This is a genomic window from Vibrio salinus, assembly GCF_021272385.1.
Taxonomy (GTDB): Bacteria; Pseudomonadota; Gammaproteobacteria; order Enterobacterales; family Vibrionaceae; genus Vibrio; species Vibrio salinus.
Genome location: NZ_JAJSDZ010000009.1, coordinates 797094 through 811706 on the forward strand (window position 1 = coordinate 797094; position 14613 = coordinate 811706).

Below are 14613 nucleotides of genomic sequence, written 5' to 3' on the forward strand. Positions count from 1 at the left end.
GTCTTACATTTTTTCCAGTGTGTTGATACCCAGAAGTGCAAGACCTTGTTTGATTGTTTTTGCGGTTAGTGCGGCCAGTTTTAAACGGCTTTGTTTCAGTGCTTCCGTCTCTGCGACCAATATCGGGCAAGCTTCATAGAAGCTGGAGAATTGTCCGGCAAGTTCAAACAGGTAACTACACATCAGATGAGGCTGACCTTCCCGGGCAACGGACTGCACAGATTCTTCAAACTGAAGCAATTTGGCAACCAGCGCTTTCTCTTTTTCATCATTGATGATGATGGCCCCTTCCAGGTTATCCATGCAGATACCAGCTTTCGCAAATATTGACGCAACACGGGTATAAGCATATTGCATATATGGCGCAGTATTACCTTCAAAGGCCAACATGTTATCCCAATCGAACACATAATCTGTGGTTCTGTGTTTTGACAGATCCGAATATTTCACGGCTGCCATTGCTACGGTTGTGGCGATTTTTGCTTTTTCTTCTGCGCTTAGTTCTGGATTTTTCTCTTCTATTAGACGGCTTGCACGCTCTTCGGCTTCATCCAGTAACGCCGCAAGGCGTACAGTGCCACCTGCGCGGGTTTTGAATGGCTTACCATCTTTACCCAGCATCATGCCAAAAGCGTGGTGTTCCAGAGAAACGTTTTCAGGGATGTATCCTGCTTTACGAACAATCGTCCATGCCTGCATCAGATGCTGGTGCTGGCGGGAGTCGATAAAGTAAAGGACCCGGTTTGCCCCCAGCGTTTCATAACGATATTTCGCGCACGCAATGTCTGTTGTCGTATACAGGAATCCGCCGTCGCGTTTCTGTATGATAACCCCCATGGGCTTGCCATCTTTGTTTTTATACTCGTCGAGAAAAACCACCTGAGCGCCATCGTCTTCTTCAGCCAGACCTTTTGCTTTCAGATCGGCCACAATGCCCGGCAACATGTCGTTGTACATGCTTTCGCCCATGACGTTATCACGGGTCAGGGAGACATTCAGACGATCATAGTTCCTCTGGTTTTGTTCCATGGTAATGTCGACCAGCTTTTTCCACATTTGAGCGCAGAACTCATCACCACTCTGTAGTTTTACCACATAATTACGGGCTTTTTCTGCGAAGACTTCGTCTTCATCGTAGAGTTTTTTTGACTCGCGATAAAATGCTTCCAGATCGGAAAGTTCCATAGAAACGGAGTCGGGTGATGCCTGCTGAACTCTCTCCAGATTCGCGATGAGCATGCCAAATTGTGTTCCCCAGTCACCGATATGGTTTGCACGAACGACTTTATGCCCAAGAAATTCCAGCGTCCGGACGACAGCATCACCAATGATAGTAGAGCGAAGGTGACCCACATGCATTTCTTTTGCTACGTTGGGTGCTGAGTAATCTGCGACGATCGTTTGAGGGACTTCTTTCGCAACCCCTAACCGGGAATCGTCTAATGCACTTTCTGCCTGTTGAGCTAAAAAGTCATCATTCAGGAAGATGTTGATAAAACCGGGACCGGCAATTTCAGTTTTACTTGCGATGTTACTTAAATCGAGTTCATCTAATACTTTTTGTGCAAACTCACGAGGATTGGTTCCGAGCTTTTTCGCAACGCCCATGACGCCATTTGCCTGGTAGTCCCCAAATTGGGGTTTTGCTGACTGGCGTACTGCCGCCGGACTGCCACTTGGTGCGCCTGCTTTTTCTAGAGCCTGAGAGACTTTTTCATTTATCAGTGCTTGAATATTCACTCGCTTGTCCTTCAATTCGTAGAATTGTTTGGTTATGCATCCGTTATTCTGTATTATCGTGATGCATATCTCGATCTTGTTCAAAAATTGGCGCACATGATACCAATTTTATCTGCGCTCTTATAGATGAACAGACGAATTTTATTTCATTTACGTTTCTATTCATTTATTACCATACCGATAGAGCAATCATCAAGGTCTGACCCCATAATGACAATGTTAAAAATCGCAGACAATAATTTATTGCCTTCTTATTTGCTCACATGTGTTGATGAGTTTATGGTTGAAATAGAAGCATTGATCCGGCATCTTTCTCTGGAACTGTCAGATGGATCACATTGCATTGCGTGTTAATGATGAGGTGACGGCCCGACAACTGGAAGCGCAATGGTACTCGTTGGGAACCGTATTATCAAATGCCGACATTAACGGACGCCCGATCTTTATTTTTAAGCTTCGGCAGACAATAAAGGCATCATTATGGCAAGTCAGGTGTGTTGAGTTTCCCTACCCTAAGCCGGGGAAGATCGAAGATATTATTGAATCCGAACTGGCTTAGTCTCAGTCTTTCGGCATTAGCTGAAATTCTTTGATTGAACCTATCGGCTGTCCTAAATGAAGATGGACCTGTTCTTTATGGGCGAGCCCCTGAGTGTGCATCACCAACCGGTTTGCAGTGCGTGGCTTCAGCTCTCTGATGATAAACCGAATCATATCGACTCTTGATAATGCACGCAGCGATTCAAGAACTCTTTCTTTTTGATTAAATTCATAGTCTTTGTTGCCGATTGCAACCCAAAGTCTCTGTGCCCGGCTTCGTAATGTTGGGTCCGGCGTAGCTATCTGGTTCCACAGACCGCGTTTACTGCTATGCCATTGGTATTCATTCAGTTCAAGTAATACCATATAAAATGCATTGAGAAACTCATCAATGGCATCCATTAGTTGCGCAGGACCGGCGTTTGGTGACTGGACATAAAGAACAATGCCCGGGTGTTTATTTAGTGGCAGGTTACCGGTACCGACCATGTAGCCAAGTTGTTGTTTTGTCCGGATTTCGTTGAAAAACGTTGCAGACATAAGATGATTTGCCAGTGAATATAGTGCGATGTCTTCAACGCTGGTGTTTTCACTCTGATAGTAAACAACAACCGCAGAATCGTCCTGATTACAGGTAATTTCACGGCTGAATGTTCCGTGTTTCCCAAGCATGACTAAGGGACGTAATGACTCTTCATACGTTTGCTCTTTAAAGCTGAGAGCATTGCGGAGCGTGTTGCCGATTTTTAATGCGTCCTGTTTATGCCAGTCACCAAAAACAAACATTTCAATATGCAGATGATTCATCATTTCTTTAACGAATTCATCCAGTTCACTGACATCAATGGTTTCAAGAGCGCTCAGAAGATCCTCATAAGGGGGATTATTGGGTTGCAGCAAACCTGTCATGCAATTAAATAATTGAGAAATGGGACGATCTTTTGATGCATTTGACCAACTTCTGTGAAGTTGTTGCTTAATAGATTCGAATCGTTTGGAGCTGAATTCCCGGGTTGCAAATTTATTGAGGATCATTTTCAGCAATTCCGGTTGCTTCTGACTAAAACCGGAAATGGAAAGAGTGACGCCTCCCTGATGAGTATACATATTGTAATTGATTCCAGCGATTTCTGCCGGATAGGTCTGTTTCGCCAGTGTATCTAAGAACATTTCAACGCACAGACGCGTTATGACAATATTTCGAGTGTTCTTCACTGCATACGGGCTGTCGATAGCGACATAGATGACACCTTTAGGTACCCGGAATTCGGTATCCTGCATATGCCACAGCCTGAAACCGGATTTCTCTTCTATAATTTCGGGGATTATCTGATCGGGATTTTCAATGGCCTTAGGAATCAGGTTGTTGCAAATGAAAGGATTTTCTGGTGGAAGCTGGATATCTAGATCATCAGCAGATTGCTGGTAAAACTGTATCTGTTCCGGAGTAAATTGGTTCACTGAGTATGGAGTAAAATACCATTTTGCTTCCAGATCAAAGCTCCCTTCTTTGGCTAACAGTGTCGCTCTCAAATTGTCAGGAGTCAGTTGGGTCAATACCTTGGCCATAATATCGACTTCCAAGCCATCCATCATGTAGTCGCCGTAGATTGTGTCATTCTGGTCGTAATGTTGCATGTTCATCGCCAAATGACTGACCATATCCAGTGGGCGGGAGGTTTCCTGAAACTGGAAGGCTGACTCCATCACTGCACGTTTTTCATCATAGCGCCAGGATTGAAACCCTTCTGAATCGATTAGCCGGATATAGTTAAATACCGCCTGAATGATATCGTCGGTATGCTTTAGTCCGGATTCAGTCAGTTGCATGCTAATGTTGAACTCCCGGTAGTTACTGCCACTTGCACCACCACCGGCAGATAAACTGTTAATCCATTCTTTATTTTTCAATGCAAGCATCAGACTTCCGGGTCCTTCATATCCAAGTAAATGAGCGAAATAAGATAGGGGTTTTGAACGGTAATACTTCTGCATTTCCGGAAGCGGGAAGCTTAAGATTAATTTTCTTATGTCTTTAACAGGATTTACTTTTATGAACAATGACGTATGGTCTTTCGTTACATAAGGTTCGGAAAGTGTTTTTCCGGATAAAGAATGGTTGGGTACTGCTGAAAAAAACGTCTGACACCAGTTTTCCAGTACATCCAGTTCTTGTGGACCGACGATGGCCAGAGTCATGAGATCAGAGGAATAATTTTTTTTGTGAAACTCTAAAATTTCTTCCCGGATGGAAGTATCGTTTCTATCTGCCAGAGTCAGACTGTTTCCAACTGAAAATTTAGCGAAAGGATGTGCCTGATTTATCGTTTCTTTGTGTACCTGATATAAACGGCGTGTTTCATCCTTGAGTTTAAGACGATATTCTGATTCTATTGCTTGCCGCTCCTTGTCCAATGCTTCTTCATTGAATAAAGGCGCAGAAAAAAATTGGGAAAATCGCTCAAGCGCTTCATGAAAGGCTTTTGGAGTTATATCAAAGAAGAAACAACTGTGTTCTGTTCCTGTCCAAGCATTATGAGCTCCACCATACTGGTTAATAAAATTTTGAAACTCACCAATTTTAGGGTATTTTTCTGTTCCAAGGAATAACATGTGCTCCAGGTAGTGAGCCAGTCCTTCTCGAGAGATCGGATCATCGAAATGTCCTACGTTGACGGCTAATGCTGCTGCAGACCGAGAGGCATTTTCGTCGTGAATCAACAACAAACGTAATTTGTTACTTAATGTTAAGTAGCGGTAGGATTTTGAATCGTTTGGGCTGATACGCACGGTCGATGGTCTCCTGAGTTTTTTGTCTTTTAAGTATGTCTTTGATTTCTATCGAAGCAAATAGCAAGACAAATTTTTATGAGAAACACGTCATTTTAATTGTTTGGCTTGAAATATGATAGACGAAGAAGAAAAAAGTCTTCGTTAACGAAATTATAAACCAGCGAAGCTTCCTGAGGATAATTTGTTGGTCAACAGGTACCAGAGAATATGAAGATTTTTATTATGCGTCATGGCGAAGCCAGCCATATGGCCAGTAGTGATGCAGAACGTCATCTGACCATGCGTGGCAGATTGGAATCATTATCAGTAGTTAAAGACGTGTTTGACCATAAACTGACAGTTGATAAGGTGTTAGTTAGCCCTTATATCCGGGCCGGGGAGACCTGGGAAGAAATCTCGTCCCATATCTCTTGTTCTAATGTTGAAAAATGCGAAGATGTTACGCCTTACGGTCAGGCTGATAAGGTTTACGATTATGTAATGGCTTTAATTGAGACCGAAAATCTGGAGTCTGTTTTTATTGTTTCTCATTTACCGTTAGTCGGTTATATGGCAAGTGAATTTATTACGGATATGGCACCGCCAATGTTTCCGACATCGGGGTTGGTGTGTATCGAATTTGATCCAGAGACAGAAACCGGGCAGCTTTTGTTTAAACATCACCCTTAAGGTTTCGTTTTTCTTATCCAAGCACTAAGCCATATTTTTGACATTTCTATGGTGCAATAATTGCATGGTCGCTGTCATATCTGTGTTTCCTCATAAGGCAGCGACTGTTTAATGAAGTTTTCTTTGCCATTTGCTAATAAATTACCACCAATTCCACGGAAGAATGTTCCAGCAATTGGTGCGCCAATTATGGTTCTGGCCACGTTAGCGATGGTGGTTTTACCTATCCCTGCGTTTTTGCTCGATTTATTCTTCACCTTCAATATTGCCTTGGCGATGGTCGTTTTACTGGTGACGGTGTATACCCGCAGACCATTGGATTTTGCTGCATTCCCAACAGTATTGCTTATTGCTACATTGCTCCGGCTGGCATTGAACGTTGCTTCCACCCGGGTTGTGTTGCTTTATGGTCATGAAGGCCAGGGAGCTGCCGGTAATGTGATTGAGGCGTTTGGTAATGTTGTAATTGGTGGTAATTATGCGGTCGGTTTGGTGGTCTTTCTTATCTTGATGATCATTAACTTTATGGTGGTGACCAAAGGTGCCGGACGTATTTCTGAGGTAAGTGCCCGTTTTACACTGGATGCCTTGCCTGGTAAGCAAATGGCGATTGATGCCGATTTAAACGCTGGGCTGATTGACCAGGAACAGGCCCGTACCCGTCGTTTTGAAGTGACTAAGGAAGCGGATTTTTATGGCTCAATGGACGGTGCTTCGAAGTTTGTTAAAGGGGACGCAATTGCAGGTATTTTAATTCTGTTTATCAATATCATTGGTGGATTGTCTATTGGGATGATTCAGTACGATCTGGCCTTTTCTAATGCTATCCAGATATACACACTTCTGACCATTGGTGATGGATTGGTTGCTCAGATTCCATCGCTTATTTTATCCATTGCTGCTGCGATAATGGTAACCCGTCAAAATACCGATGAAGATATGGGGCAACAGGTTATCTTCCAGATGTTCGATAAGCCCAAAGCGTTAGTAATTACCGCTTCAATTCTGGGGGTGATGGGCATTGTGCCTGGAATGCCACATTTTGCTTTTCTGTTGTTGGCATTGTTGGCTGCTGGTGGTGCTTATTTAATCCATCGTAAACAGAAAAAAGCTGCAGAAAGTCCGGTAGTGCCTGAAACCACGGAAGCAGACTCCCCGACCCAGAAAGAACTTTCCTGGGATGACGTACAGCCAGTTGATGTAATTGGGCTGGAAGTCGGATATCGTCTTATTCCTCTTGTGGATAAGGATCAGGGGGGAGAGTTATTGGATCGGGTGAAAGGGGTCAGGAAAAAATTATCGCAGGATTTTGGTTTTTTAATTCCTCCTGTCCATATCCGGGATAATCTGGAACTGACACCAAATAGCTACCGTATTACGCTGATGGGGGTGGCGGTGGGAGAAGCCGAAATCCGTTCAGATAAAGAACTGGCCATTAACCCCGGACAGGTTTATGGGAGCATCGATGGTGAAACAACGCTTGATCCGGCATTTGGTCTCGAAGCCGTCTGGATTAAAGAAGACCAGCGGGAACACGCTCAGGCCTTGGGGTACACTGTTGTGGATGCTTCTACCGTACTTGCCACGCATTTGAGTCAGTTACTTACCAATAATGCAGCTCAGTTAATCGGTCACGAAGAAGTTCAGAATCTTCTGGATCTCCTTGCCCGTTCAGCACCTAAGCTGGTAGAGAATTTTGTTCCTGATCAGCTTCAGCTTGGGGTGGTTGTTAAAGTACTGCAAAACTTGCTTCATGAAGCGATTCCTATCCGGGACATCAGAACCATCGTTCAGACACTTTCAGAATATGCAAGTAAGAGTCAAGAACCCGACGTCTTAACAGCGGCAGTCAGGATTTCACTGAAACGATTAATTGTTCAGGAAATCAATGGGATAGAACCGGAATTGCCGGTGATTACGTTGGTTCCTGAGCTGGAACAAATATTGCATCAGACAATGCAGGCTTCTGGTGGAGAATCTGCCGGTATTGAGCCAGGGCTGGCTGAACGGTTGCAGTATGCATTGAGTCAGGCAACGCAGGAACAAGAACTCAAAGGTGAGCCTGCTGTGCTTCTTACTTCAGGAGTTCTCCGTTCAACATTAGCCAAGTTTGTTAAAAACACGATACCAAATCTGCGGGTTCTTTCATATCAGGAAGTGCCTGATGAAAAACAAATTAGGATTGTACAAGCGGTTGGAAATTAGAATCCTTGTATAAAGTGAGATCGATGGTGGATAGCTGCTTTGAAAATTAAACGATTTTTTGCCAAAGATATGAAAACAGCATTGCTTCAGGTGAAAGAGGAGCTTGGGGTCGATGCGGTGATTATGTCCAATAAAAAGGTCGCTGGTGGCGTTGAAATAGTGGCTGCTGTCGACAACAATGAGGCGGCGTCAACCAGGCAAGTCTCAAGTTATGATTCCAGACCCCGCCACCAGCCGTCGGCTGCTAGTTATTCTCGGGGGAAAAGGCCCGCTAGCAACAGCCGGGAACTTGCCGATGACAGGGTGCAGTTAAGCGCCGGAAAACATTCCGGAGCGGAAGAACAGCCCGCTTCGATGTCCAAGCGTTTTGCAAATCTACTTAAACAGTATAATTCTCCGGGGGGCTCACGTGATGATGAGGACAATGAAGATTCGTTATCGGCTTTGTTAAAGCGCCAGTCAGGCGCCAAATCGTCGTCCCCCAGCCGTTCTTCTGAATCAGCCCAAAAGCGGGCACCGGAACGTTGGCCTGAAATGGCTTCCAATAAACGAAAGAGCCCCGGAAGAAAACCGCTCGCCAATCATTCCCTGGATGAGGGGGATGATGTGTCAGGAGATGAGCTTGATGCCCTGAGAGAAGACGTGACTTCGATTCGCCGTTTACTCGAGCATCAGGTATCCGGTTTGATGTGGCAGGAAGTTGAACGACGGGAACCTTTAAGGGCGATGTTGATAAAGCGTTTGGCCCGAATGGGGTTGTCTCTCGAATTGGCAGATCAGCTCGCCTGTTATATACCGGAAGAAACGCCCCCGCCTAAAGCCTGGAAGGCGCTATTAAGGTTAGTGTCTGACCAGATCCCAATTGTAAAAAAAGATTTACTAAAACGAGGTGGTGTTGTTGCACTTCTTGGTCCGACAGGTGTTGGCAAAACCACTACGGTTGCTAAGTTAGCGGCAAGGGCTGCAATGGAGTTTGGTTCCGATAATGTGGCACTTGTAACAACAGATACATTCCGTATCGGTGCTCACGAACAGTTGGCAATTTATGGAAGGATTATGGGGTGTCCGGTAAAAGTTGCTAAAGATTCTAGTGAGTTAGCCGATGTTATATACCAATTACGTAATCGTCGTTTGATTCTTGTCGATACAGCAGGTATGGGACAACGGGATGTCAGGTTGTCTGAGCAGTTAGACACCTTAATGTCAGAGAGTGGAGAAGTGATCCACAGTTATCTGGTTTTGCCTGCAACAGCGCAAAGAAAAGTGCTGCAGGAAACCATTGATCATTTCCGCAGGATTCCGCTTTCTGGCTGTATTATGACGAAACTGGATGAATCTTTAAGCTTGGGTGAATTTCTCAGTGTTGTTGTCCAGAATGCACTTCCGGTCGCTTATATAGCAAACGGGCAGCGTGTTCCCGAGGACATTGTTTTAGCACAACCCAAGTACATGGTAGCGAAAGCAAATGAGTTGCTTGAAAAGTCTGCGGACAACGAGCCTCACTATTGGTCCAGTGATTCAGACAGACTCTAGGCGGCGAAGAATATGGCGAACAAGATGACATATGATGATCAGGCAAGTGGTTTACGTCGGTTAAGTAAACCTACACTGACCAAGGTAATATCAGTTACCGGCGGGAAAGGCGGTGTCGGCAAAACCAACGTGACTTTAGGCATGGCTATTTGTATGGCTATGCAGGGGAAAAAAGTCATGGTTCTTGACGCTGACTTAGGATTAGCGAATGTTGATGTCATGCTCGGTATTCGCCCTAAGAAAAATTTAGGCCATGTACTTGCCGGAGAATGTGAATTAAAAGATGCTATTCTTGAAGGACCGCATGGTATAAAAATAATACCGGCGACATCCGGCACTCAGTCAATGACAGAGTTAAGCCATGCCCAACATGTTGGGTTGATTCGGGCTTTCGGGTCTCTAGAAGAAGACATTGATGTGCTGCTTATTGATACCGCAGCCGGTATTTCAGATATGGTGGTCAGCTTTTCCCGTGCTGCTCAGGATGTGGTTGTGGTGGTATGCGATGAGCCGACATCCATTACAGATGCCTATGCTTTGATGAAATTGCTGAGTCTGGAGCATCAGGTTCAACGTTTTAAAATTGTGGCAAATATGGTGAGGAGTTATCGTGAAGGGCGAGAATTGTTTGCTAAGTTGACCTTAGTCACAGAGCGGTTCTTAAATGTCAGTATAGAACTCGTAGCATGCATTCCTTTAGACGATAATGTTAGACAGTCGGTGAAAAAACAAAAAATTGTTGTGGATGCGTTTCCACGTTCACCAGCGTCTTTAGCGATTAGTTCATTGGCAAGTAAAGCACTTACCTGGCCAATTCCAAAAACCCCAAGTGGACATCTGGAGTTTTTTGTTGAACGCTTATTAAATCGCTCTGAAACCGTAGAGGAGCCGTTTAGTGAATAAAGCGTTAACTTACGACCAACATGGAAATGTTAAGAGTCAGCAGGCGTTTTTAGAAAAATACTCTGTTTTAGTAAAAAGAATTGCTCACCATATGATTGGACGTTTACCGCCAAGCGTTTTGGTTGAGGATCTTATTCAGGCAGGCATGATAGGTTTACTGGAAGCACAGAAAAATTACGATGGACGTAAAGGTGCCAGTTTTGAAACTTACGCTGGTATCCGTATTCGTGGTGCTATGCTGGATGATATTCGCCGTGGAGACTGGGTTCCGAGGTCGGTACATAAATACAACAGAGAAATCAGTCATGCCATATCAGTATTAGAAGGACAATTGAATCGTGATCCAAGTGATACTGAAGTGGCAGAGTTCCTGGAAATGACGTTAGATCAGTATCATAGTATCCTAACAGATATAAATTGTTCTAGAATAGTAGGAATTGATGATCTTGGTGTTTCTGAAGACGTTATCTCTTCACCCGATATGGCCGGTGATAACACACCGTTTAAAGGTGTGGCGGATGAATCGTTCAGAAAAGCATTAGTTGAATCAATAAAATCATTGCCAGAACGTGAAGCTTTAGTACTTTCACTTTATTATGATGAAGAATTAAACTTAAAAGAAATTGGCGAGGTGATTGGTGTCAGTGAATCACGAGTCAGTCAAATCCTTAGCCAGACAATGCAACGTTTAAGAACAAAACTTAGTTCTTGGACTCAGAATGACTAACTATCACTGATCTCATACTCAGTGGAGGTAATTTTGAATAAAAATATGAAAATATTAATTGTTGATGATTTTTCAACAATGCGCCGAATCGTAAAGAACCTACTTCGGGACTTAGGCTTTAATAATACCCAGGAAGCGGATGATGGTTTAACGGCATTACCGATGCTTAAGAAGGGAGAGTTTGACTTTGTTGTCACTGACTGGAATATGCCCGGAATGCAGGGAATTGACTTGCTGAAAAATATACGGGCTGATGAGGAATTGAAACATCTTCCTGTCTTAATGATAACGGCTGAAGCCAAGCGTGAACAGATTATTGAAGCGGCTCAAGCTGGTGTAAATGGCTATATAGTAAAACCATTTACAGCTGCTACCCTTAAAGAAAAACTCGATAAGATTTTTGAGCGTCTTTAATTAACGTTTAATAATTTTAAAGTTTTACCATATTTATCCGATTCATAATGTGTAAAAGGCTACTTCAGCATGATTACATTAGAACAAGCCGAAAAACTCGTTGAGCTTCTTAAAGCAGAGCAGCAAGAAGAAGCAAATGAATTATTAGTTGATATCTGTAAACGTTCATCGGAGCTCCCTATATTTGAACAGATAGGTGCTTTGACCAGAGAACTTCATGATTCATTGATTGACTTTCAGTCAAATGAACGAATGCAGGTGATTGCAAACGATGAAATTCCCGATGCCAGAGATCGGCTGGAGTATGTGATTTCTAAAACAGAGGTCGCAGCGAATAAAACAATGGATTCGGTAGACAGATGTATGCCGATTGCTGACAGTATGCATGAGGCCTTACTTAAAGTTCGTCCTAAATGGAATGAACTGATGCACGGTCGGATAGAATTAAGTGAATTTAAAACGTTGTGTCACGATGTCGATGAATTGCTTTCTCAGGTCGAAGGGGATAGTTCGGAACTGAGAGGCCAGTTGACGGAAATTTTAATGGCACAGGATTTTCAAGATTTAACCGGTCAGATTATTCGTCGGGTTATAACGCTTGTAACTGAAGTAGAGCAAAGGTTAGTCGAAATATTAACTGTTTTTGGTGCACATCAATTAGAAGAAAGTTCAATTACAAATTCAAAAAGAGATTCAAAATCGCCGAGTGAGCCGGAAGGTCCGATTATTAATCCTCACGAGCGTAATGATGCAGTCTCTTCTCAAGACGAAGTTGACGACCTGTTGTCGAGTCTTGGTTTTTAGGGGTACCTTATGAGCTATGATTTAGATGAAGACATTCTACAAGATTTCTTAGTTGAGGCTGGAGAAATATTAGAGTTACTTTCCGAGCAACTTGTTGAACTGGAGAACAATCCGGAAGATAAAGATCTTCTTAATGCCATATTCCGTGGCTTCCATACGGTTAAAGGTGGTGCCGGATTTCTTTCGTTGAACGAATTGGTCGAAACGTGTCACGGTGCTGAGAATGTCTTTGACATTTTGCGTAACGGTCAACGTTCCGTATCCGCAACGTTGATGGATACAATGTTACGTGCACTCGACACAATTAATGATCAGTTTAGTGCGGTGCAGGAAAGGGAACCTCTAGAGGCTGCCGATCCTGAATTGCTTGAAGAGCTCCACCGGTTATCCAGTCCGGAATCTGCAGATGAAGAGGTTGCTGATGCTATCGAAGAAGCGGCACCATCTGAGCCGGAAGTGACAGTGGATGAAGTGGTTGAAGATGAGCCTGTTCAGGAACCGGAAACGAAGACGGATGTTGGCCCTGTTGATGAAATTACTCAGGATGAATTTGATAAGCTTCTAGATGAGTTGCATGGAAAAGGACATGCACCGGGACAAACAGAAACAACGCCTGCGGCCAGTCAGCCTGAATCATCTCAGACTAAGGCTGACAGTGGCGATATTACTGACGATGAATTTGAAAAGCTGCTAGATGAGCTTCACGGATCAGGGAAAGGTCCATCTGTATCGTCTTCTTCTGCCGCTCCCGTTTCTGATACACCATCTAAGCCTGCAGAAGAGCAAAAAGCAGCGAAGCCGGCCTCGGTTGATAGTGATTTGATGACAGACGCAGAATTTGAAAAGCTGCTAGATGATCTTCATGGTACGGGTAAAGGCCCATCAGCTGAAGAGCTGGATATGGCAACAAAACCTGCTGCGAAACCCTCCGCGCCTAAGTCTGAAAAAGAACCTGTGAAAGCAGCGCCTGCGGCTCCAACACCAAAAGCTGAAGTTAAAGCTCCGAAAGCAGCACCTGCCTCTGGTGGTGCTGGAACACCAGCTAAACCGCCAGTAGCTTCTGCTAAGAAAGAAGTTGCTAAAAAGCAGACCCCTCAGGCCGAAGCTACCGTTCGTGTCGATACGTCAACGTTAGACACCATTATGAACATGGTTGGTGAATTGGTACTGGTTCGTAATCGTTTGTTAAGCCTTGGCTTAAATAGTAATGATGAGGAGATGTCTAAGGCAGTCGCAAATTTAGATGTGGTTACGGCGGATCTTCAGGGTGCTGTTATGAAAACCCGCATGCAGCCAATTAAGAAAGTCTTTGGCCGGTTCCCCCGGGTTGTGCGTGATTTGGCACGTAATCTGAAAAAAGACATCGTTCTTGAAATGCGCGGTGAAGAGACAGACCTGGATAAAAACCTGGTTGAAGCATTAGCTGACCCATTGATTCACCTTGTCAGAAACTCCGTTGACCATGGCGTTGAAATGCCTGATGAGCGTATTAAAGCCGGCAAGCCGAAAACCGGTAAGGTGATTTTATCTGCGTCTCAGGAAGGGGATCATATTGAACTTTGCATCATTGATGATGGTGCAGGTATGAATCCGGATAAGCTTCGCGGTATTGCTGTGAAGAAAGGGTTGATGGATGAAGATGCCGCTTCACGCCTGACAAATAAAGAGTGCTTTAACCTTATCTTTATGCCTGGGTTCTCCAGTAAAGAGCAAATTTCGGATATATCAGGCCGTGGCGTTGGGATGGACGTTGTAAAAACGGGCATTAATACTCTTAATGGTTCTATCGATATTGATTCTGAGGTGGGTAAAGGAACTAAAATTTCCATTAAAGTTCCTCTGACTCTGGCTATCTTACCTACATTAATGGTTGGTGTTGGCGGTAGTCCGTTTGCGTTGCCTCTGGCTAGTGTGAATGAGATTTTCCATCTGGATCTTAGCCGGACAAACGTTGTTGATGGACAGTTAACTATTATCGTGAGAGAGAAGTCTATCCCATTATTCTATCTGCAGAACTGGCTGACACCTCAGAAAGGGTTTGTTGATGCCAGAAAAGGTCATGGACACGTTGTTATTGTTCAGATTGGTAGTCAGCGGGTAGGTTTTGTTGTTGATACTCTGATAGGTCAGGAGGAAGTCGTTATCAAACCTCTGGATGACATGCTGCAGGGTACGCCTGGTATGGCAGGGGCAACAATTACCAGTGATGGTCATATTGCGTTGATACTTGATATTCCGGATCTATTAAAAAATTACGCAGCAGCATCCCGTATATAAGTAATTCT

The 14613-nt window shown here is 44.0% G+C and carries 12 protein-coding genes and 1 pseudogene; 11 read left to right on the forward strand and 2 right to left on the reverse strand.

Annotated features, from left to right (window positions below; genetic code table 11):
• Positions 1-3: 3 nt before the first annotated feature.
• Positions 4-1740, reverse strand: coding sequence for an arginine--tRNA ligase (gene argS, locus LRQ06_RS11950; protein WP_232766617.1), 1737 nt, complete (start codon positions 1738-1740; stop codon positions 4-6).
• A 210-nt stretch (positions 1741-1950) separates the two neighbouring features.
• Between argS and LRQ06_RS11955 the strand changes: the two genes are divergently transcribed.
• Both LRQ06_RS11955 and LRQ06_RS11960 read left to right on the forward strand, forming a co-directional pair.
• Positions 1951-2094, forward strand: coding sequence for a hypothetical protein (locus LRQ06_RS11955; protein WP_232766619.1), 144 nt, complete (start codon positions 1951-1953; stop codon positions 2092-2094).
• Positions 2069-2299 carry a VOC family protein gene (locus tag LRQ06_RS11960; RefSeq protein ID WP_232766621.1) on the forward strand — a complete coding sequence of 77 codons (231 nt, stop codon included), beginning with the start codon at positions 2069-2071 and terminating at the stop codon, positions 2297-2299. Before LRQ06_RS11955 ends, LRQ06_RS11960 begins: the two co-directional genes overlap by 26 nt.
• Positions 2300-2301: 2 nt before the next feature.
• Here the strand turns inward: LRQ06_RS11960 and LRQ06_RS11965 are convergent, their stop codons facing one another.
• Entirely contained in the window at positions 2302-5070 is a 2769-nt protein-coding gene (locus tag LRQ06_RS11965; RefSeq protein ID WP_232766623.1) for an insulinase family protein, read from the reverse strand.
• A 210-nt stretch (positions 5071-5280) separates the two neighbouring features.
• Here LRQ06_RS11965 and sixA point away from each other — a divergent pair, with 210 nt between their 5' ends.
• The 9 genes and pseudogenes from sixA to LRQ06_RS12005 all read left to right on the forward strand — a co-directional run bounded on the left by sixA (position 5281) and on the right by LRQ06_RS12005 (position 14605).
• A complete protein-coding gene (gene sixA / locus LRQ06_RS11970; protein WP_232766626.1) occupies positions 5281-5742 on the forward strand; it encodes a phosphohistidine phosphatase SixA in 462 nt (153 codons plus the stop codon).
• Positions 5743-5853: 111 nt separating this feature from the next.
• On the forward strand, positions 5854-7947 hold the full coding sequence (flhA, locus tag LRQ06_RS11975) for a flagellar biosynthesis protein FlhA (protein ID WP_232766627.1): 2094 nt from the start codon (positions 5854-5856) through the stop codon (positions 7945-7947).
• 39 nt (positions 7948-7986) lie between these two features.
• Positions 7987-8409 (forward strand): annotated as a pseudogene (locus LRQ06_RS21210) (flagellar biosynthesis protein FlhF); the annotation flags it as partial.
• Positions 8392-9480: a flagellar biosynthesis GTPase FlhF gene (gene flhF / locus LRQ06_RS11980; RefSeq protein ID WP_373054831.1), complete on the forward strand. Its 1089-nt coding sequence runs from the start codon at positions 8392-8394 to the stop codon at positions 9478-9480. The pseudogene LRQ06_RS21210 and the gene flhF, both read left to right, overlap by 18 nt.
• A 12-nt stretch (positions 9481-9492) precedes the next feature.
• Positions 9493-10383: a MinD/ParA family protein gene (locus LRQ06_RS11985; protein ID WP_232766636.1), complete on the forward strand. Its 891-nt coding sequence runs from the start codon at positions 9493-9495 to the stop codon at positions 10381-10383.
• Positions 10376-11110: an RNA polymerase sigma factor FliA gene (locus LRQ06_RS11990; RefSeq protein ID WP_232766638.1), complete on the forward strand. Its 735-nt coding sequence runs from the start codon at positions 10376-10378 to the stop codon at positions 11108-11110. Before LRQ06_RS11985 ends, LRQ06_RS11990 begins: the two co-directional genes overlap by 8 nt.
• A gap of 45 nt (positions 11111-11155) precedes the next feature.
• Positions 11156-11524 (forward strand): chemotaxis response regulator CheY, encoded by a 369-nt coding sequence (cheY, locus tag LRQ06_RS11995; protein WP_232767174.1) that lies wholly within the window; start codon positions 11156-11158, stop codon positions 11522-11524.
• A 69-nt stretch (positions 11525-11593) separates the two neighbouring features.
• Entirely contained in the window at positions 11594-12328 is a 735-nt protein-coding gene (locus LRQ06_RS12000) for a protein phosphatase CheZ (RefSeq protein WP_232766643.1), read from the forward strand.
• Between the two features lie 9 nt (positions 12329-12337).
• Positions 12338-14605, forward strand: a complete 2268-nt coding sequence (locus LRQ06_RS12005) for a chemotaxis protein CheA (RefSeq protein ID WP_232766645.1) — start codon at positions 12338-12340, stop codon at positions 14603-14605.
• Positions 14606-14613: the final 8 nt, after the last annotated feature.

What these genes read in the sequence shown, in the direction of transcription:
- cheY (WP_232767174.1), top strand. Translation starts at nt 11,156, where the DNA reads ATGAAAATATTAATTGTTGATGATTTTTCAACAATGCGCCGAATCGTA.
- sixA (WP_232766626.1), top strand. Translation starts at nt 5,281, where the DNA reads ATGAAGATTTTTATTATGCGTCATGGCGAAGCCAGCCATATGGCCAGT.
- LRQ06_RS11955 (WP_232766619.1), top strand. Translation starts at nt 1,951, where the DNA reads ATGACAATGTTAAAAATCGCAGACAATAATTTATTGCCTTCTTATTTG.
- LRQ06_RS11985 (WP_232766636.1), top strand. Translation starts at nt 9,493, where the DNA reads ATGGCGAACAAGATGACATATGATGATCAGGCAAGTGGTTTACGTCGG.
- LRQ06_RS12000 (WP_232766643.1), top strand. Translation starts at nt 11,594, where the DNA reads ATGATTACATTAGAACAAGCCGAAAAACTCGTTGAGCTTCTTAAAGCA.
- flhA (WP_232766627.1), top strand. Translation starts at nt 5,854, where the DNA reads ATGAAGTTTTCTTTGCCATTTGCTAATAAATTACCACCAATTCCACGG.
- LRQ06_RS11960 (WP_232766621.1), top strand. Translation starts at nt 2,069, where the DNA reads ATGGATCACATTGCATTGCGTGTTAATGATGAGGTGACGGCCCGACAA.
- LRQ06_RS12005 (WP_232766645.1), top strand. Translation starts at nt 12,338, where the DNA reads ATGAGCTATGATTTAGATGAAGACATTCTACAAGATTTCTTAGTTGAG.